Annotated in this window: 17 protein-coding genes; 11 read left to right on the plus strand and 6 right to left on the minus strand. The window is 55.5% G+C overall.

Going from position 1 to position 19,414, the window contains the following annotated elements; all coding sequences use genetic code 11:
* Nucleotides 1–26 precede the first annotated feature (26 nt).
* Nucleotides 27–1,079, minus strand: a complete 1,053-nt coding sequence (locus IAE39_RS03095) for an ornithine cyclodeaminase (protein ID WP_201199282.1) — start codon at nt 1,077–1,079, stop codon at nt 27–29.
* A 184-nt stretch (nt 1,080–1,263) separates the two neighbouring features.
* Here IAE39_RS03095 and IAE39_RS03100 point away from each other — a divergent pair, with 184 nt between their 5' ends.
* From IAE39_RS03100 to IAE39_RS03110, 3 genes are all read left to right on the plus strand, one after another.
* Nucleotides 1,264–1,686 carry an Lrp/AsnC family transcriptional regulator gene (locus IAE39_RS03100; protein ID WP_201199284.1) on the plus strand — a complete coding sequence of 141 codons (423 nt, stop codon included), beginning with the start codon at nt 1,264–1,266 and terminating at the stop codon, nt 1,684–1,686.
* A gap of 324 nt (nt 1,687–2,010) precedes the next feature.
* Nucleotides 2,011–3,426, plus strand: a complete 1,416-nt coding sequence (locus IAE39_RS03105) for an amino acid permease (protein WP_201199286.1) — start codon at nt 2,011–2,013, stop codon at nt 3,424–3,426.
* A gap of 18 nt (nt 3,427–3,444) precedes the next feature.
* Nucleotides 3,445–3,678, plus strand: a complete 234-nt coding sequence (locus IAE39_RS03110) for a ribbon-helix-helix protein, CopG family (protein WP_201199294.1) — start codon at nt 3,445–3,447, stop codon at nt 3,676–3,678.
* Nucleotides 3,679–3,765: 87 nt separating this feature from the next.
* Here the strand turns inward: IAE39_RS03110 and IAE39_RS03115 are convergent, their stop codons facing one another.
* From IAE39_RS03115 to IAE39_RS03135, 5 genes are all read right to left on the minus strand, one after another.
* On the minus strand, nt 3,766–5,115 hold the full coding sequence (locus tag IAE39_RS03115; protein ID WP_201199296.1) for an MFS transporter: 1,350 nt from the start codon (nt 5,113–5,115) through the stop codon (nt 3,766–3,768).
* Between the two features lie 165 nt (nt 5,116–5,280).
* The gene (locus tag IAE39_RS03120; protein ID WP_201199298.1) at nt 5,281–7,374 is read right to left on the minus strand and encodes a hydantoinase/oxoprolinase family protein; all 2,094 of its coding nucleotides are present in this window, start codon (nt 7,372–7,374) and stop codon (nt 5,281–5,283) included.
* The gene (locus IAE39_RS03125; RefSeq protein ID WP_201199300.1) at nt 7,371–9,005 is read right to left on the minus strand and encodes a hydantoinase B/oxoprolinase family protein; all 1,635 of its coding nucleotides are present in this window, start codon (nt 9,003–9,005) and stop codon (nt 7,371–7,373) included. The genes IAE39_RS03120 and IAE39_RS03125 overlap by 4 nt, the downstream gene beginning before the upstream one ends.
* Before the next feature lie 120 nt (nt 9,006–9,125).
* Nucleotides 9,126–10,031 carry a LysR substrate-binding domain-containing protein gene (locus IAE39_RS03130; protein WP_201199302.1) on the minus strand — a complete coding sequence of 302 codons (906 nt, stop codon included), beginning with the start codon at nt 10,029–10,031 and terminating at the stop codon, nt 9,126–9,128.
* A 70-nt stretch (nt 10,032–10,101) separates the two neighbouring features.
* Nucleotides 10,102–11,079: a LysR family transcriptional regulator gene (locus IAE39_RS03135; protein ID WP_201199304.1), complete on the minus strand. Its 978-nt coding sequence runs from the start codon at nt 11,077–11,079 to the stop codon at nt 10,102–10,104.
* A gap of 155 nt (nt 11,080–11,234) precedes the next feature.
* On the opposite strand from IAE39_RS03135, the gene IAE39_RS03140 reads away from it, so the two are divergent.
* From IAE39_RS03140 to IAE39_RS03175, 8 genes are all read left to right on the plus strand, one after another.
* The gene (locus IAE39_RS03140; protein ID WP_201199306.1) at nt 11,235–12,530 is read left to right on the plus strand and encodes an MFS transporter; all 1,296 of its coding nucleotides are present in this window, start codon (nt 11,235–11,237) and stop codon (nt 12,528–12,530) included.
* Nucleotides 12,531–12,542: 12 nt separating this feature from the next.
* Complete coding sequence (locus IAE39_RS03145; RefSeq protein ID WP_201199308.1) at nt 12,543–13,298, plus strand: class II aldolase/adducin family protein; 756 nt, start codon at nt 12,543–12,545, stop codon at nt 13,296–13,298.
* Nucleotides 13,295–14,224: a 2-hydroxyacid dehydrogenase gene (locus IAE39_RS03150; RefSeq protein WP_201199310.1), complete on the plus strand. Its 930-nt coding sequence runs from the start codon at nt 13,295–13,297 to the stop codon at nt 14,222–14,224. The genes IAE39_RS03145 and IAE39_RS03150 overlap by 4 nt, the downstream gene beginning before the upstream one ends.
* Nucleotides 14,225–14,252: 28 nt before the next feature.
* Complete coding sequence (locus tag IAE39_RS03155; protein ID WP_201199312.1) at nt 14,253–15,479, plus strand: Zn-dependent hydrolase; 1,227 nt, start codon at nt 14,253–14,255, stop codon at nt 15,477–15,479.
* 139 nt (nt 15,480–15,618) lie between these two features.
* Nucleotides 15,619–16,944, plus strand: a complete 1,326-nt coding sequence (locus tag IAE39_RS03160; protein WP_201199313.1) for an MFS transporter — start codon at nt 15,619–15,621, stop codon at nt 16,942–16,944.
* 74 nt (nt 16,945–17,018) lie between these two features.
* Entirely contained in the window at nt 17,019–18,326 is a 1,308-nt protein-coding gene (locus IAE39_RS03165; protein WP_201199314.1) for an OprD family porin, read from the plus strand.
* 39 nt (nt 18,327–18,365) lie between these two features.
* Nucleotides 18,366–18,755 carry a RidA family protein gene (locus IAE39_RS03170; protein ID WP_201199315.1) on the plus strand — a complete coding sequence of 130 codons (390 nt, stop codon included), beginning with the start codon at nt 18,366–18,368 and terminating at the stop codon, nt 18,753–18,755.
* Nucleotides 18,752–19,378, plus strand: coding sequence for an RraA family protein (locus IAE39_RS03175; RefSeq protein ID WP_201199316.1), 627 nt, complete (start codon nt 18,752–18,754; stop codon nt 19,376–19,378). The genes IAE39_RS03170 and IAE39_RS03175 overlap by 4 nt, the downstream gene beginning before the upstream one ends.
* Nucleotides 19,379–19,414: the final 36 nt, after the last annotated feature.

A 19,414-nucleotide genomic window follows, 5' to 3' on the forward strand; every position in this document is an offset into this window, starting at 1 on the left:
ACCGATGTTGGATGCTGATTTTGAATTTAAGCAACGCGTCGGATGCGTTTTTTGGCGGAGCGCCCACGTGTGTGGCTAAACAGATCCTTCGGATCATCCTCAACCCAAGGAACTAAATCAATCTTCGTTCCAGCACCACGTTTCTCGGCCTGTTCCAATACATAACGCAGCACCGAGTAATCTTCTAGTGCAAAACCAACGGAATCAAAAACAGTCACTTGATCAATGCTCTGACGACCTTCCTGCTCACCGGTCAGTACCCGCCACAGGTCAACAACTGGAGAGTCGGACTCAAGCTGTTGGATATCACCCTCGATGCGGGTCTGAGGCTCGTACTCAACAAAAACACGGGATTTGCGCAGCACATCAGCGTGCAGTTCAGTTTTACCTGGACAATCGCCGCCAACGGCGTTGAGGTGCATGCCTGGCTCAAGCATTTCCGGAGTAATGATGGTGGCATAGGCTTTATCAGCTGTGACGGTGGTCACGATATCCGCACCACGGACTGCATCAGCGATGCTTTCTGCACGGGTGATCTTCAAGCCGGTGTATTCCTGCAGATTGCGCACGAGCTTCGCAGTCGCCAGTGGATCGACGTCATAGGCCACGATCTCTTCGATGCCCATGTGTTTATGGAAAGCCAGAGCTTGGAATTCGCTTTGAGCTCCGTTACCGATTAGGGCCATTTTGCGAGAGTTCGGGCGGGCCAAAGCTTTTGCAGCCATCAGCGAAGTCGCGGCGGTACGCAAAGCGGTAGCGATTGTGAGTTCGGACAACAGTACGGGGTAGCCGGTCTGCACATCGGCTAGTACGCCGAAAGCCATTACGGTATGCAAGTCTTTGAACGTATTGGAAGGATGACCGTTCACATATTTGAACGCATATTGGCTGGTATCAGCCACCGGCATCAATTCGATCACCCCTACATCTGAGTGGCTAGCTACACGAGCAGATTTGTCGAACTCTGGCCAGCGTTTGAAGTCTTCACGAATGACTTCTGAAAGCTCACCCAAGAAATCAACTACGCCGATGTCGTGAACGAGATCGGACATTGTAGGAACGTCGATGAAATGCGTCATTATTAAGCACCTTGTGAGTGCGTTCGCGATCTCAGTTGTTCGGCGAACGCTTTTTTATGAATTTTTCCCGCCTCCAAAATTCTGATGAAAGACTGGTGCAATTTGAAGCGTACAGGTTGCCATATTTCTCAATTTTTTAGACAATCTGCTCACCACAAACAACAAAATGCATGGTGCTCAGCTTATGGATAACACTGATCGGGAGCTGATCGCTCTTCTACGTGACAACGCTCGTACCCCTGTCATGACCCTTGCCAAGAAGTTGAAGGTCGCTCGTGCGACCGTTCAAAACCGCCTCGATAGACTTGAAGAGCAAGGCATCATCATGGGCTACACAGTCCGCCTCCAATCCGACTCCATCGAGCGGGGCGTTCGCGCAGTTACCAGCATCAGTATCAGCGGCCACCACGCCGCTGAGGTCAAGCACGCACTGCGCGGGCACCCCAATGTGGTAGCGATTCATACGACCAATGGGCGCTGGGATCTGATGGCTGAACTGCGGGCTGAAACCCTAGAGGCATTCGACAAGGCGCTGAACACAATCCGGTCTATCCAGCACATCGAGAACACTGAGACGAGCATTCTCTTGTCCACGTTCAAAATGTAGACCATCTCGAGTGCGGCCAGCTAAACATAGCAAATTGCAAATTTAGATGAACAATTTGCTATGCCTTCGGTTTGAGCATGGCAATTTGTCATGTTCCTGTTGACAAGTACCGCTGGCAAAATGGACGCAAACAGACCCACAAGGTGCTTCGTCACAACTAAAACTCTCGTTCCAAAATGATCATCCACTCAGCCCGTTTTCGTGTTTCCCCTATAATCAATCCTCATCAACCAGATTCCTTACCTTCATGGCCCTAAACGTATTTCACCTTCGACATGAGGGCGGGGTAACCGTTCCCTAACAAAAAGAACAAGAGGTCACGTGATGCATACCGAATGCCACTCGCAAGAGGCGAACAACAGCGACCGACAATCGCTGAAGAGACGACTTCAAAATAGGCATATTCAGCTTATTGCCATTAGTGGCGCCATCGGAACAGGCCTATTCATGGGCTCTGGGAAGATGATTGCCATGTCCGGTTCATCAATTCTACTGGTCTACGCGATCATCGGCTTCTTTGTTTTCTGTATCATGCGAGCTATGGGGGAGATGCTTCTCGCCAACCTGGAGATGGGATCATTCGCAGAGCTTGTGCACCACCACTTGGGCCCTCGAGCTGGCTACATTATCAGTTGGTCTTACTGGCTTAGCTGGATAGTGGTAGCTGTTGGTGATGTGGTTGTGGTCGCTGGTTTTCTTCAATACTGGTATCCCGATCTTCCCACCTGGATACCAGCGTTTGGTACCATGTTTCTCCTAGTGGCCCTCAACATGCTAGCGGTGAAGGCATTCGGTGAAGTGGAATTCTGGTTTGGACTAATAAAAATTATCGCCATTGTCGCCCTTGTGATAACGGGCTTGGTGATGGTTGCGACATCGTTCACCTCGCCAAATGGTGTGACCGCATCCTTCGGCCATTTGGTCGAACACGGCGTAATGATGCCGCACGGAATCTTTGGCTTCTTGGCCGGCTTCCAAATTGCGGTCTTCTCGTTCGTAGGTACTGAGCTTATAGGTACTGCAGCAGCTGAAGCACACAACCCGGAAAAAACTCTTCCAAAAGCCATCAACGCCATCCCTCTGCGTATTCTGCTTTTTTACATCGCAGCGCTCGCCTGCATAATCAGCGTATCTTCCTGGGCCTTCGTACCTGCGAATCGCAGTCCATTTGTCGAACTGTTTCTCCTAGGAGGTTTGCCAGCTGCTGCCGGTATGATTAACTTTGTTGTCATGACCTCTGCAGCTTCCTCCGCGAACAGCGGGGTCTATTCGGGCTCACGCATGCTGCATGGATTGGCCCACCAGAATCAGGCACCCAAGATTTTTGGAAGATTGTCGGGCTCCGGTACCCCCACCCGCGCTCTTATGTTTTCGGGACTTTGCATGACCATCGCACTCACGTTGCTGTTCGTGATCCCGGACGTCATGGCGGTCTTCACGCTCGTATCGACTATCTCTGCTGTGATGATCATCGTTACTTGGTCGCTTATCATCTTGTCTTACTTCGCCTACCGCCGAAGTTCTCCAACTGAGCATAGTCGTTCGAAATTCAAACTACCCGGTGGCCGGCTTACAGCAGCGGCAACTCAACTCTTCCTGATTTTTGTACTTTGCCTGCTCACCCTCGAACCTGACACTCGTATAGCCCTATATATCGTTCCCTTCTGGTATATTGGACTCTTACTCACCTATCGCCAAAAAAATATCAAGGCTCGAAATTTAATCAGCACATTACCTTGACGCCCGAGGGAGGCTTAGATGAATCTGACCACAGCAGGCATAAAGCTCGACATTGACACCAAGGAAAGAATCAAGGAAGCAGCAGCATCTTTGGATCGCACTCCTCACTGGTTCATGAGAACTGCCGTGTTATATTGGTTAGAAAAAGTCGAAGCAGGGTTGGGTGTTGAAGACATGCTGGGTGACAAGGACTTAGAAACGGACACAATCAGAAACAGCGTCTACAGTCGCAGTAGTGTCAACGAAACGTGAAAAATTATCCGTGATGGTCACGACCTTCACAAGAAGACCCCTTGCAACTTTTTGCAAGGGGTCTTGGGGTTGCACCTACCTTCTCTTTCAATCCTGAGCCATTGGTTGGCCCGTCCTGTCCTTAGAGCTCAGCAGTGCCCAGAGCCCGATTACAGCCCCAAACATCATGTAGTATGCCGGCATGACAGGATTGCCTGTGACCTCTGTAAGCCAGGCGTTGATCATAGGTGCAGTACCCGCGAACAACGCAATCGTAACGTTGTAGCTGATCGCCATCCCCATGAATCTGACTTTCGTCGGAAATAGTGAAGGAACTTGAGCAAAGATACAGGCAGTTAAAAGCGCCAAGCACACGTTCAAAACGACAAGTGCCCCCACCTGCATAACCACATCACCGCTACCCAGCGCCTTAAAACAAGGAATCGCCAGAACCAATACTCCAATGCTACCAAGGATCATCATAAATCGGCGTCCAATCCTATCTGCAAGAGCTGCAAGAAAGGGAATGAGAACAACCAAAACTGTCATAGGCGCCAAGCTCATTGCCAAAGCTTGGCCGCTCGACAAATTGAGATTTTTGCTCAAATAAGTCGGCAAATAACTCAAAACAGTGAACAGCGTAATATTTGTAACTATCACCATTCCTGCCGCCTGTAACATGGCAGATTTGTATGCACCAAGCCGAGCAATCTGGGCAGCTATTGAAAGTCGCTCAACCTCACCTTTACTTTGAGCCTCAATAAACAGGGGCGACTCTTCAAGGCGCCGACGGATATATAAGCCGATCAACGCAAGCGGCGCAGCAAAATAAAACGGGATACGCCAGGCCCATTCCAGCATTTCATCGTCGGTAAAGACCTGGTACAATCCAAAGGCGGCGAGAGCGCCCATCAGAAACCCCGCCATTGCACCCACTTCAACCCAACCCGTCATCAAGGTACGATGGCGGTCATCGCAGTGCTCTGCGACATAGATTGCAGCAGCACTGACCTCTCCTCCAGCTGACAGCCCTTGTAAAAGCCTCATGACCACCAGGAGGATAGGAGCGGCGATGCCGATAGTTTCGTGACTGGGAATTAGTCCAATTGCGAACGTGGAGAGCGCCATGACGAATAAGGTCATGTTCAGCACCTGCTTTCGGCCAAGACGGTCACCAAGCGCGCCGCAAATAATCCCGCCGAACGGTCGAGCGAGAAAAGCGATGGCGAATGCAGCTAAGGAAGCAATAATTTGTACTGCGGGGGTACTAGAGGAAAAGAACACCTTCCCCATCACGGCTGCGAGATAGCCGTAAACTGAAAACTCAAACCATTCGATTATGCTTCCCGCAACGGCTGCGCAGACCACGCGCTTCAGCTCAGGACGCGTAGCGGAGGCTGTCCCCGCTGTGCTGTCTATTTCAATACTACGCGAAGTAAAATCCACGTGCTCTTTCATGAGTGGCCCCTGTAATTATATTGCGGGTGGATTTCCCGGCTCTTTGGGCTCGGCCTGACCGATCCCGGGGTGAAACTCAGGCAATTTTCAATTTCGCACCTTTGCGAACGGATCCGTCACTCTTGTCTTAGATGCCCAGCACTTGAATGCGCCGGGCACCGGCAATCAGCGGGGAGCCACGGATATATCCAACCACCCATGCTGAGTCACAGAAGCCAGATCACCAGCATGAAGGATCACGGTAGTGGTTTCAGCCTCGACCACCGCAGGCCCTTCAATCTGCTGACCAGCACTCAAACGATCCATGTCATAGACGGGAACCTCTGCCCATTCACCATGGGTGTAAATTCGCTTGTGCCGTTTGATGGTGTTACCGAAGGGCTGGGATGCGGCTGTATTACCATCACTGCGAGGCACTTCACCGACCACTGCCACATGCAGATTCACCAGCACTACCTCTTGGCCTGGTGAGCAGTACGTATAGAGCTCTTCATGACGTCGATGGAATAGATTAGTCAGCTTGTCACATAGATCGGGGCTGTTGATATCCAGACCTTCGAGGCTGACCTCTACTTCATAGATTTGTTCTCCATAGCGCATCTGAGCTGAGCGCTCAATTCTTATTGGAGTATCTCCAGCCTGAGCGAAGCCCGCTCTGCAGCGAGCATCTTGCTCTAGATCATCGAACAATGACTTCAGGCTTTCACCAGTGAGTAAATTGATATCGGCCAAGTGGCTGCGGCTGAGCTCGAATCGAAGGTCACTTGCCAGCATGCCCCATGCAGAGAGCACAGATGCGACAGTCGGAACGATAACGCTCTTGATGTCTAGTTCGCGAGCAACCTCGGTTGCATGCAAACCTGCCGCCCCACCGAAACTCAGGAGCGCGAAATTACGTGGATCAACCCCCCGTCGAAGGGTCATCAAACGCACACCGTCCGCCATTTTGATATTGATAAGTCGGAGAATCCCTGCCGCTGTTTCGATTGGAGTCAGTTGAAGCCGATCCCCTAAAACAGCCATCGCCTCTTCAGTCGCTGCCAGATTGAGCTTGGCGCGGCCACCCAAGAAATTGTCGGCATCGAGATACCCCATCAGAAGGTTGGCATCCGTCACCGTCGGCTGATCGCCTCCCCTGTCGTAGCACACAGGCCCTGGCCACGACCCAGCACTTTGAGGGCCGACGTCAAAAGCCCCTCCTCCATCCAAGTGAGCGATTGACCCACCTCCCGACGCGATGGAAAGGATGTCGAAGCTACGCATCGCAATTCGCTCACCCGCAAGGCCGCGCTCAGCACTCAACACTGCTTGGCCATCACTGATCAACGAGATATCTGTACTCGTACCCCCCATATCGAAAGGGATCAAATCAGGTCGACCCATGATTGCCCCGCAAGCTAGGGTGCCTGCAATGCCACCAGCTGGGCCTGACAAAGCCGTAGCAGCTGAAAGCCGAACAGCGTCCTCTACAGAGGTGATGCCACCGTGCGAAAGAATGATGAACAAGGGATTGGCCAGCCCTTCAGCCTGAAGCTTGCTACGCAAGTTGCTCAGATAGAGCTGCATCGCCGGGCCAACGTAAGCGTTCACCACCGTAGTAGAGACCCGCTCATATTCTTTGATCTGAGGGAGAACTTCGCAGGACAGAGAGACGTAGGCGTCTGGCAGGTGCTGCCTCAAGATCTCGGCAGTTCTCTGCTCATGCGCCGAGTTCCTGTACGAATGTAGGTAGCACACCGCAACAGCCTTAACATCATGCTTTTTGAGCACCTCAATCTGCTCTAGCAGCGACGACTCGTCGAGCTCCTGGATGGCGTTGCCATCCCAGCCCATCCGCTCTTTAACGCCACGACGAAGCTCCCTTGGAACCAGTGGCTCAGGTGGAATCATCGAAAGGTTGTATCGCTCGGGCTTCAGCCCCTCACGCATCTCAAGAACATCTCGATGCCCCAGGGTCGTCAAAAGCGCTGTCTTTGCCCCTTTACGCTCAAGCAACGCGTTGGTAGCCACGGTGGTGCCATGCACGATACGTTTGGTTCTGGATAACAACTCCGTCAACGGCATAGCGAGTAATTCGGCCATACGACGAAGACCTTCGATCACGCCGATGGATTGATCTTGAGGCGTGGATGGAGATTTGGTGAAAGTGACTTTACCGGCGTCATCTGTTGCGACCAAATCAGTGAACGTACCGCCAACGTCGATACCGATGATGTACTGCGCGACCATGATTGTTCTTCCCCTTAAAGTCTGTCTCAAACCAACTCATCCGAAACGTCACGCTGGCGAGCGGCAGGTGACCGTTTCTCAGGCGCTCCCCATCCACCTCCACCCGCAGAGCGAACCTGAAGCAGATCACCTGGTGCGATACGGACACCGAACTCTTTGGTCTTGAGCTTGCGGATCTGATCGCCACTCAGCAGGGTGTAATCATGGGGCTGACCATCACATCCACCGAGGATGCCGGCTGAGCCATGCCGCACACCCTCACCCGCTGTGTGAGCAAGGGCAGGAACTTCAACACGCAGATTCATGTGTGTACCCATACCACCTCGGTACTGGCCATCTCCGCCAGATCCTGCACGGAACTCATGAGTTTCGAAGAGCAAGGGGAAACGGGCTTCAGTGACTTCAATACTGCCGAATTTGATGCCACCAACTGAGTGCCACTCGCCCGCACCTGACCAACCGTCTCCTACAGGGCTTGCACCACCGCCAGGACGAGCATGGAACAAGTGCCAGATGAATGGTTTGCCGGTACGTGGGTTGTCACCCTTCACGGAAATACGGAATCGACGACTCCACCCACCCATGGCGCGATCCGGACACGCCGGAGCAAGCGCACGAATGATCGCCTCTACGATCTCATTTGATGGATGGGTGGTGGAAAGCGTGACAGCCGCGTTGTTGTCTGCGCATACAACCGTACCAGGCTTCAGGTGAGTGGTCAGAAGACGGAAGGTGCCATCATTCTTAGGAATATCAGCATCGATCAAATATGCGAAAGCCATCGTGATGGCAGCTTCGCTGTTTGCGTATGAGGAGTTCGTGAACCCCTTGGATTGCGGATCTGATCCAGAGAGATCAATATCGAGATCGCTCCCTCGCTTGGTGACCTTTGCGCGGATGGCTATGTCACTGCGACCGTGACCGTCATCATCCAAGAATGCTTCACCGTAATAAACACCATCCTCCCATGTCGCAACGACCTCTCGAGAACGTCGCTCCGCGTTGTCGAGGATGGCGTTTACAGCATTGCCGACAGTATCGCCGCCATACTGATTGAGCAGTTTGGCGACACTCCGCTCACCAAAATTGGCCGCGCCGATCATAGCCGAGAGATCGCCTCGGAAATCACGTGGCAGCCTGACATTCAGTAGGATCATGTCTAAGAGATCTTCACGAACCTTCCCTGCCTCGACCAATTTCATCGGCGGAATTCGCAAGCCTTCCTGCCAGATCTCGGACGCCTGGGGGTTATATGCTCCGTGCGTTGCTCCGCCAATATCGCCCATGTGGGCACGAACGACAGTCCAGTAGAGCCGCTGATCACCTTCAAAGACGGGCACGAACGCTGTGAGGTCAGGTAGGTGGCTACCGCCATTGTAAGGGTCATTCAAAAGGATGACATCGCCTGGCAGGATGTCATCGCCGAAGCGTTGCTCCACGGCCTTGACCGCCCAGGTGAGGGCCCCAACGTGAATAGGGATGTGATCTGCTTGAGAGATGAGCCGACTTTCCCGGTCAAGAATCCCGATAGAGAAGTCCCGGCTTGCGTTAAGGATTTGCGAGTAGGTGGTACGAAGCATAGCCTCGCCCATCTCTTCGGCGATCGCGTAAAGGCGATGCTGAATGACCGATTGGGTAATCGGATCAACGAGCTGGTTCATTTGTAATTATCTCATTCGTCCAGGTAACGACGAGAGTAATGACCAGTCGCTTGGGCCGTCCAATATCGGCTACGTATCCTATTATTAGTTTTTTATAAAAATGTCCGAAATTCAAATCCATCAGTGTCGTAGAAATTTTGAAGCTCGGCAGTCATCAACCGCCTGCAAGAAGTCACCCACGAACGGCCCCTTTTTGCCTCTAGAACTGATTGCGTAGAGCTCAATAAACGGGCTCTCATCCAGCAACGTTTGGAAGGTGACACCCTCGATCCGAATACGTCGAGCCGATTGCGGGACAAGCGCAAATCCAGCATTGCTCGCCACGAGGCACAGCATAGTGCTGACCTGATGCCCCTCCTGGATGGAAGAAGGACGATAGCCAGCAGTGGCACATAGGTGTGAAATCAGGTCGCGGAAACCTGGAGCATCTTCGCTATCAAAGACTACCAGTGGGGTTTCACCTAGCGCCTGCAGGCGCACCCCGTCCGCGCCCGCAAGTGGGTGATGACTAGGGAGAGCGACAATAAATGGCTCCTGGTGGACGAGGGCTACCTCTAGGTTGTCCTGGATGACCGGAGGCCTGACAAAACCTATATGGACTTCTCCTTTCTCGACTGCCTGCTGTTGCTGCGGAGAGGACATTTCCTGCAACGACAAATGAACGTGTGGAAATCGCTCCTTGAATAGCGAGATAACTGGTGCTGCGAATTCTAGAGTCGCTGTTCCCGTGAGGCTTATACGAAGCTGGCCATGCTCAACAGTGCCAGCCCTTCGGGTGATGGTTTCGGCTCGCTCGACCTGGGCCAGTATCTGGCGGGCCTCCCGAAACAAAGCTCTGCCAGCAGCGGTCAAGCCAATAGGGCGGACGCTTCGGTCGAATAGCTCAACCCCTAGAGAGGATTCCAGCGCCTTTATCTGTTGAGAAAGCGGAGGCTGGGCCATGTGCAGAATTTCAGCTGCACGCCCGAAGTGGCGCTGCTCAGCCAGGACAACGAAGTAGCGCAGGTGTTTCAGATCAGTTCGCATGGTTACTCAAGTCAAGACTCAGGCTATCAGGATTGAACACAGAGGATACTCGTGCGGATCAGCACCACCATCAATCGATCATGGCTTGGGCAAGAGCGTGCTGAAACCCTTCCAGGAACACGCCCTCTGCTGTCGTCATTTTCTGTTCACGGTTCCAAAGCAGATGCAGATCCACATCAACGATGCCTTCATTCGGAGGCAACCGCCACAGCAATCCCTTTTCCAAATCTTCATGGAGCAGGTGATCTGGCATGCACCCTACTCCAAAGCCCGCACACACCAAGCGGTGTATCTCTTCGAAGCTCGAAGATGACGCGAGTATTTTTCCGGTGAACCCATGCTGGTCACGAAAAGTCGCAAGCGGAGATAGATTTCCACCCAATTGGTCGCTGACGAAGCTCACAAAGTTTTCTCCACGCATCGCCTCCAAGGTCACGTCACTGCGTCCAAATAGCCGGTGTCGAACTCCGCAGTAAAATGCGTACCGGTGGCTTAGTAACTGGCGCTGCTCCAACTTCGGTTGCGGAATTCGGCATAGGCCGAGACCGGCAGTCGCTGTTTTTTGTAGCAACGAACTGATGATGTCGGCGCTTCGCATGACCTCAATTTCGAGCTCAACAAGCGGGTGAGCCTCATGGAAATCGCCCAGAAATTTATCGTAGATCTTCGACTCCACGCGACTAATGCTCAGCAGCCTTACCTTGCCTGCTACGCCATCGTTCTCCTGTTCGACCGCAGCACTTATCCGTGACACGTCACCATAAATATCGATAGCGATGCGCAGCACCTCTTCGCCAGCTGCGGTGAGGTCGAAGCGCGACCCACCTCTCAGCACCAGGGCGCAACCGAGTTGTTCTTCAAGGCGTCGGAGTGCCTGGCTGACAGCTGACTGTGTCACGTGCAGTCTCGCTGCAGCTCTGCTGATGCTCCCTTCTTGGCCTATGGCGAGATAAGTACGCAGAAGGTTCCAGTCCAGGCGGTCGTTCAGAAATCGACGCCCTTCCCATTTGTTGACCAATGCATCAGATCTTGAAGTCGGCGGATTCATTTATGGCCCATTAGTAGCGCTGCTAATACGACGGATAAGATATAGCAAATTGACTAATCATAGCCCTGGGGCGATAAAACCCGAAAGCGCCGAACAGAGCGCGACCGGCTTAGCCAGACCTGCCCACCTGCCTATAACTCTAAAAAGGGCCTTGTATGCATACGTCCAACCAGCCGCGTCGTGCGGCAGCTGCCGCATTTGTCGGCACCACTATCGAGTTCTACGACTTCTACATCTACGCCACGGCCGCTGCACTGGTGTTGGGACAGGTGTTTTTCCCGAGCAGCAACCCTTTGCTCAGCACCCTGGCAGCATTCGGCACCTTCGCCGTAGGCTTCGTTGCCAGACCAATGGCAGGCATGGTGTTTGGCCATCTGGGCGACCGTCTGGGCCGTAAAAAAATGCTGCTGGTCACCATGGTTCTCATGGGCCTGGCCACCACAGGCATCGGCCTGCTACCTAGCTACGCCAGTGCTGGCGTCTGGGCCCCCATCGGTTTGATTGCCCTGCGAATTGTCCAGGGGATCTCCGTCGGCGGTGAGTGGGGTGGTGCCGTCCTGATGGCTAGTGAGCATGCGCCGGCCAAACGCAAAGTGTTCTACGCCTCGTTCGCTCAGCTCGGCAGCCCTGCTGGGCTTCTGCTTGCACTCATCGCATTCCGCCTGGTCTCGTCCTTAGAACCTGAAGAGTTCCTGAGCTGGGGTTGGCGCCTGCCGTTCCTGGCCAGTGGCGTGCTGATGCTGGTTGGCCTGGCAATCCGTTTTGGCGTGGAAGAGAGCCCTGAGTTCCAGGCCGCCAAAGCCAAGCAAGAAGTCGTCAAATACCCGGTACTGGAAGTGGTGCGTGACTGCTGGAAACAGATCCTGTTCGCGGCCCTCGCGGTGACCATCGGCTCCGCCGGTTTCTTCTTCACCAACACCTTCATGATCACCTACGTCACCACCTACCAAGGAATCGACCGGGCTACGATTCTCGACTGCCTCTTCCTAGTGACCATCCTCCAGTTCCTGACCCAGCCATTGGCGGCATTGCTTGCTGAGCGCATTGGCGAAGGCCGCTTCCTGAAGCTGGTCGCCCTGCTATGCATGGCTGTGCCATATCCGATGTTCGTTCTAGTAGGCACCCAGAACTTGATTCTGATGACCCTGGGCATTGCCTTGGCAGTGGTGATCTTGTCGGCCCTGTATGCGGTTATCGCAGGCTACATGACCCAAGCGTTCCCCGCACACCTGCGCTACTCGGGGATATCTCTCGCCTACCAGTTGATTTGCGCCATCGCTGGGGGTAGCACGCCGATCATCGGCACTTTGCTGGCCGACCGATTCGCCGGCCAGTGGCTGCCACTCGCCGTGTTCTTCACCGCGCTCTCCACGCTTTCCTTGATCGGCGTCTGTGGCCTCTCTCGCCTGCGTGGCGAGCAAAAGCACCCCACCCCCGCCATCGCACGTTAACTAGGAGTATTCATGAGCAAGCCGCACAACATTAGCGATGTCGAATGGCAGGCACGCTGCGAACTGGCCGCGCTGTACCGGATGGTGGCGCACTTCCGCATGACCGACTTGATCGACACCCACATCACCCTGCGTATTCCTGGGCCTGAGCATCACTTCCTGATCAACCAATACGGCGTAATCTTCGACCGGATGCGCGCCAGTGACCTGGTACGAATTGACCAGCATGGCAACGTCGTCGACGAGGCTTTTGGTGAACGCCGGGTGAATGCTGCCGGCTTCGTGATCCACTCGGCGATCCACATGGCCCGCCCGGACATGCACTGCGTGATCCATACGCACACTGCTGCGGGCATAGCGGTATCAGCACAGGAACAGGGCCTGCTCCCGATCAGCCAACACGCGTTAAAGTTTTACGGCAACTTGGCCTATCACCAGTACGAGGGGATCGCCCTGTCTCTCGACGAGCGTGAACGCCTGATTGCTGATCTCGGTATGCACAAAGCAATGATCCTGAGGAACCATGGCCTGCTCGCCGGGGGCTCCAGCGTTGCGGAAGCATTCCACGAAATCCACTTCCTGGAGCGCGCTTGCCAGGCCCAGGTTCAGGCTTTGGCAGGTGGCACCAAGCTGATTTATCCAAGCGAAGAGGTATGCCGCCATACAGCCGAACAATTCAAGCGGGATGAAGCGGCGGAAATTATGAACATGAGCTGGAACGCAGCACTCACCTTGATCGAAAACCAACGCGAGTCGTACTGCTCATGAAGCCGCTAGTTCTGCTGTCAACTGACCAAGCCCTCCTGGGTCAGCTGCAATCTGCCTTCGCTCGTAGCGCTCCACATCTACGCGTAGTGCTGGCCGACGACCCTGCTGCCCAGGATGCACAGGTGGCTGCTTGCTGGTTCCCACCCGCAGGCAGCCTCAATGCCCTGCCCAATCTTAAGCTGATCCACTCGGTGGCTGCTGGTGTTGATCACCTGGCCAACGACCCGAGCCAGCCAGCATTGCCAGTGTGCAGAGTCGTAGACCCTGCTCACCGCCAAGGCATGGCGGAGTATGTTCGCTGGGCGGTCATCCACTACCATCGGGACTTCGACCGAGCACTTGCCCAACAACAGCAACAGGTATGGCAACGTCACCCTCAACGCCTCGCTGGTGAATACCGCATCGGCGTCATGGGGCTCGGCTCCCTTGGAGGAGCTATTGCCGGCGAGTTGGTCGAGGCCGGATATGCAGTCCGAGGTTGGTCGAGGAGTGCCAAGCAGCTGACCAGCGTGCGCACATTCTCGGGCCCAGCGGAGTTCGATCAGTTCCTGGATGGTCTCGACCTGTTGATCAACCTGCTGCCATTAACCGATGCCACTCGCGGCATCCTCTGCCAGAAGACCTTTGAAGCCTTGGCGCCAAACGCAGCAGTGATCAACTGCGGACGCGGTCACCACCTGCAGGTAGATGACCTGGTCAACGCCGTCAACAGTGGCCGACTGCGCGGTGCGCTTCTCGATGTGTTCGAGAAAGAGCCGCTGCCATTGGACAGTCGCCTCTGGAGCACGCCGGGAATCGTCGTCACACCCCACATGGCCTCATGCGCTTCTCACGACTGCATTGCACAGCAGGTGGCCGAGAACGCTCGGCGCTTGGCCTGCGCTGAACCGCTCCTAAACCAAGTAGACCCTGCGCTCGGATACTGATCCCGCCGCCTGTTTGAGGATTCACATCATGCATACATGCAACGGCACCCGGCTGTGGGACAGCCTCATGGACATGGCCAAGGTCGGCCCAACCGCCAAAGGCGGCAACTGCCGCTTAGCACTGTCGAAAGAAGACCGAGATGGACGCGAGCTGTTTGCTAACTGGTGCCGCGAGGCCGGGATGAGCATCCAGGTCGATGCCATCGGCAACCTGTTCGCCCGCCTGCCAGGCCGCAATGACGCCCTTGCCCCTGTCGTCATGGGTAGCCATCTGGATACCCAACCCAAAGGAGGTCGCTTCGACGGCATTTACGGCGTGCTCGCCGGTTTGGAAGTGGTACGCAGCCTTCAAGACAAAGGCCTGCAGCTCGAGCGCCCACTGGAAATCGCGGTCTGGACGAACGAAGAAGGCGCTCGTTTCACTCCTGCCATGCTCGGCTCAGCGGTGTTCACGGGCGAGCTGCCCCTAGCCCAAGCGCTGTCCAGCCGCGATGCTGAAGGCGTCAGCGTGGCCGAAGCGTTGGAACAAACCGGCTACGCGGGTGAGCTTCCTCTGGGCCGTGAGTTCGACGCGTACTTCGAAGCACACATCGAGCAAGGCCCAATCCTGGAGGATGCTGGCCTGCCCGTAGGGTTAGTCACGGGTGGGCAAGCGATCTGCTGGCTGGACATCGAGATCAGTGGACAGGCCGCTCACGCAGGCACCACGCCAATGCCTCTGCGCCGCGACTCCTTGTTCGGAGTAGGGGAAATGATCACCGCACTGGAACAACTGTCACGCGACTTCGCACCCAAAGGTCTCGTTACCGTTGGCCAATTGCAAATCGCCCGTTCCTCCCGCAACACCATACCTGGCCACGTGGCGCTTACCCTCGACCTTCGCCATCACGAAGACGCCGCCATCGCTGACATGGAAGCCAGCGCCCGTGCTCTCATCGACCAGATCGCCACCAAGCGTGGCTTGCAAGTTCAAATCAGCCGCCACTGGCTGAGCCCGGCCACACCTTTCGATCCGGCCTGCATCAATGCAGTACGCACAGCCATCGAAGGCCTGGGCTACCCGTACCAGCAAATCGTCAGCGGCGCCGGCCATGACGCCATTCACCTAGCCCGTCACTGCCCAACCACTATGGTGTTCATCCCCTGCGTTGGAGGCCTGAGCCATAACGAAGCCGAAGACGCCTTGCCCAACGACGTGACCATGGGCTGCGACGTACTGCTTAACGCCGTAATGACCCGCGCCGACAGGCGCTGACTTAGCCAGATCCACCCATGCGCCCAGCCAATTCAAGAAAGCTGGGCCCACGGGAACGCTTTGCCCAAAAACAAGAAAGACCCGCACCACTTTCAGCTGCCAAGAACAACGAGAACCCATCTTTCGGGAGATAACGGCAATGACCAGTCCTGCGTACACCGAGGTTGCCGGCGCGCAACCACAACGCACCGCCGACATGAAAAAAGTCGCGGTTGCTAGCGTAATCGGCACCACCGTTGAGTGGTATGACCTTTTCCTTTTCGCCACGGCATCGGCCCTGGTATTCAACAAGATCTTCTTTCCAGGCTTTGATCCCCTCGTAGGCACCCTCCTCGCCTTCGGCACCTTTGCTTCAGCCTACGGCGCACGGATGATCGGCGCAGCACTATTCGGACACTTTGGTGATCGACTGGGCCGTAAATCGATGCTGCTCATCTCGCTGCTGACCATGGGTGCGGCCACCTTCGCCATCGGCCTCTTGCCGAGCTATGAGTCGGTGGGCATCTGGGCGCCGATCATGTTGCTGACACTGCGCATCATCCAGGGCCTGGCCTTGGGTGGGGAATGGGGCGGCGCTGTTCTGATGGCCGTGGAGCACGCTCCCAAACATCAGCGTGGACTGTACGGCTCGTGGGTTCAAATCGGCGTACCTGCGGGGACGATGCTGGCCAACCTCGTGTTCCTGATGTTCGCCACCACACTGACCAACGAGCAGTTGCTGGACTGGGGGTGGCGTGTCCCGTTCCTGCTCAGCGTTCTGCTGATCGGACTGGGCTTGTACATCCGCCTCAACATCCACGAGACACCGTCGTTCAAAGCGGTGGAGAACAAAGGCACCCAGGTCAAAGTGCCGCTGTTCGAAGTGTTCCGCAAATACTGGAAGCAGGTAGTCCTGGGTGGTGTGGCAACTATGTCCACTGGCACCTCCTACAACCTGATCGTGGCCTTCGGCCTGACCTACGGCACCCAGACCTTGGGCTTCACACGTGGCGAAATGCTCACGGTAGTGCTGGTTTCCTGCGCTGCCTGTATCGCCATGCTGCCGTTCTTCGGCGCCCTCTCAGACAAGGTTGGCCGCAAGCCGATAATCATCGGCGGGATCATCGCCGAGGCACTCGTGGCTTTCCCGATGTTCTGGCTGATGGATTCCAAAGTGCTCGGCCTGGCGTTCGCCGGTTACATGCTGATGATGACGGCATTCGCGGCCAACTACGGCCCCATTGCCACATTCCTCGCCGAGTTGTTCGGCACTCGAGTGCGTTACTCGGGCTTGTCGATCAGCTACATGCTTTCCGGCCTCCTCGGAAGCGCTGCAACTCCTCTGGTTACCACCGCATTGCTGTCGTGGACTGGCAAAGGCTCATCAATTGCCTGGTACATGATCGGCTCAGCAGTTGTTTCTCTGATCGCGCTGCTGCTACTCACCGAGACCTTCAAACGGGATATCGACCAAGCACGGCAGTAATTCCGCGCTGTCCCCCTGAGCTTTCTCTCGCCCACAAGGCGAGTGATTTCTACTTCCGCTTGAAGAGTTTCCCGATGAAAAAGTACCTGATGAGTGCAGGCGTTTTCGCCTTGTCCCCTTTCGCTCAAGCCGATCTGGTGGGCGACAGCCATGCGAACCTTGGCCTGCGCAATTTTTACTTCAACAACGACTTTCGCGACCAAGCCGGTAGCCTCGGCCAAAGCAAAACCGAAGAGTGGGCCCAGGCCTTCGTGCTCGACTTCAAATCCGGCTACACCGAAGGGCCAATTGGGGTCGGCGTGGATGCCCTGGGATTGATGGGCGTGACGCTCGATAGCGGCGATGGTCGCCACCGGGGCAGCAGCATGATCCCCGACGACGGCAGTGGCGCGTCCCAACAGTGGAGCCGCATGGGCCTGACACCTAAGCTGAAAGTCGCCAACACCGAACTGCGATACGGCACGCTGATGCCCAAGCTGCCGGTGCTGACCTACAACGATGGTCGCCTGCTGCCCCAAACGTTCGAGGGGGCCCAGATCACCTCAACCGACCTGGATGGCCTGACCCTTACCGGCGGGCGGCTCAATCGGGCTACGGGCCGTGCCTCCAGTGACCGTACTGGATTGGCCGTAGCCGGCGGCACCCGTGAGAGCGACCAGTTCCTCTTCGCGGGTGGCGACTACCGGATCGGCAAACAACTCACGGCGCAATACTACATTGCCAACCTCGAGGACTATTACACCCAGCACTTCGTAGGCCTCACCCACACGCTTCCGCTCTCCGAAGGCCAATCGCTGCGGACTGATCTGCGCTACTTCCGCACCTTCGCCGATGGAGCAAACGACTCTGCTGCTGGTCGCGCAAGTGGATACCGCGTGGGCGGCTACACGGAGGACGGTGACGGCAAGATCGATAACCACACCTGGAGCGCCGCGCTGACCTATTCCGTCCAGGGCCACGCATTCATGGCTGGCTATCAGCAGGTATCCGATGCAAGCAACTTCGTTCAGCCCAACCAAGGCTCCTTGAGTGGCAAAGGAGCAGGCGGCGGCAGTCTTTATCTTTATACCGACCGCATGCTCGCCAGCTTCAACCGCGCCGGCGAGCGCACCGCTTTCGCCCAGTACAGCTATGACTTCGCAGCTGCGGGCGTGCCTGGCCTGAAGTTCTCCCTGATGTACCTGAAGGGTGATGACATCCGCACCACCAGCGGTAAAGACGCCTCCGAATGGGAGCGAGATATGGGCCTGGACTATGTCGTTCAGGGCGGTGCGTTGAAAGGGCTCGGCCTGGCTTGGCGCCATGGTTTGCTCCACTCCGAGATCGACCCGCACCAAGATCAGAACCGACTCATCGTCAGTTACACCCTGGCGCTTTTCTGACACTTATCGCAGCCGGTACTCTGGCTGACAGGAGAAAATATGCAACGCATCCACAGTGCTCCCGGAACCATCAGCCCCGTAGGCCCCTACTCCCAAGCAGTGATTACCGGGCACCTGGTATTCACCGCCGGACAGATTCCATCCCTCGGCAGCCTCGAAGAACAGCCTGAAAGTTTTGCAGACCAGGTTCGGCAGACCTTCGCCAATCTATCGGCCATCCTAGACGCCGCTGGCTCCAGTCTGTCGCACATCGTGAAGGTGAACGCGTATCTGACTGATCCCGATCAGCTTGGGACATTCAATGAGGTGTACCGGGAAATTCTCGGCCATGCGCCACCAGCACGCACCACCGTTTGCGTGCAGCTTTGGGGAGTGAGCCTGGAAATCGAGTGCGTGGCAGAATTGATCGACATGGGGCAAACAAAATGAACGATGACGAGCTGCTCGCAAAGCTTCGCGAGGTGAGCTTCGCCACCCTAGGCCATTTCCTAGAGCGTGGGTTCGTTGACCACGTAGTTCGGGCCATGGTGCCTGGAGGACGCATCGTGGGTCGTGCCGTGACCCTACGCCTGGCAGAACCGGATGCCATCGCAGTCAACCGTGCCTTAGTCGCGTTAAAGCCAGGGGACGTTTTGGTAATCGACATGACTGGCGATCATGCCCATGCATGCGTCGGGGCAGTGACACAATTTGCTGCTCGTTGCGCAGGGGCCGCAGGGATCATCGTCGATGGTGTGGTCACTGATCTCAACGAGCTCCAGGTATGTCAGTTACCAGTGTTTGCTCGCGGCGCCACTCAGCTCACTACCAAGCTGATCAACAGCACGAGGTGCGAGCTGAATACACCGGTGAATTGTGCAGGGGTGGAGGTTCATCCAAACGATATCGTTCTGGCCGATGATAACGGTGTGCTGATCTTGCCTGCAGAAGCACTGGCTCCAGTGATAGACAAAGCGCTGCAGTCAGATTTGGCTGAACCCAACTTACTGGCACGACTTCGTAATGGGGAACCATTGGAGAGGGTGTTGACTACGAGTAGCAGTAACAGCTAGTTGCACAGTCTGGAAGTGAGTTACTGGAAGGCCAAG

Source organism: Pseudomonas sp. S37 (assembly GCF_016658545.1).
GTDB lineage: Bacteria > Pseudomonadota > Gammaproteobacteria > Pseudomonadales > Pseudomonadaceae > Aquipseudomonas.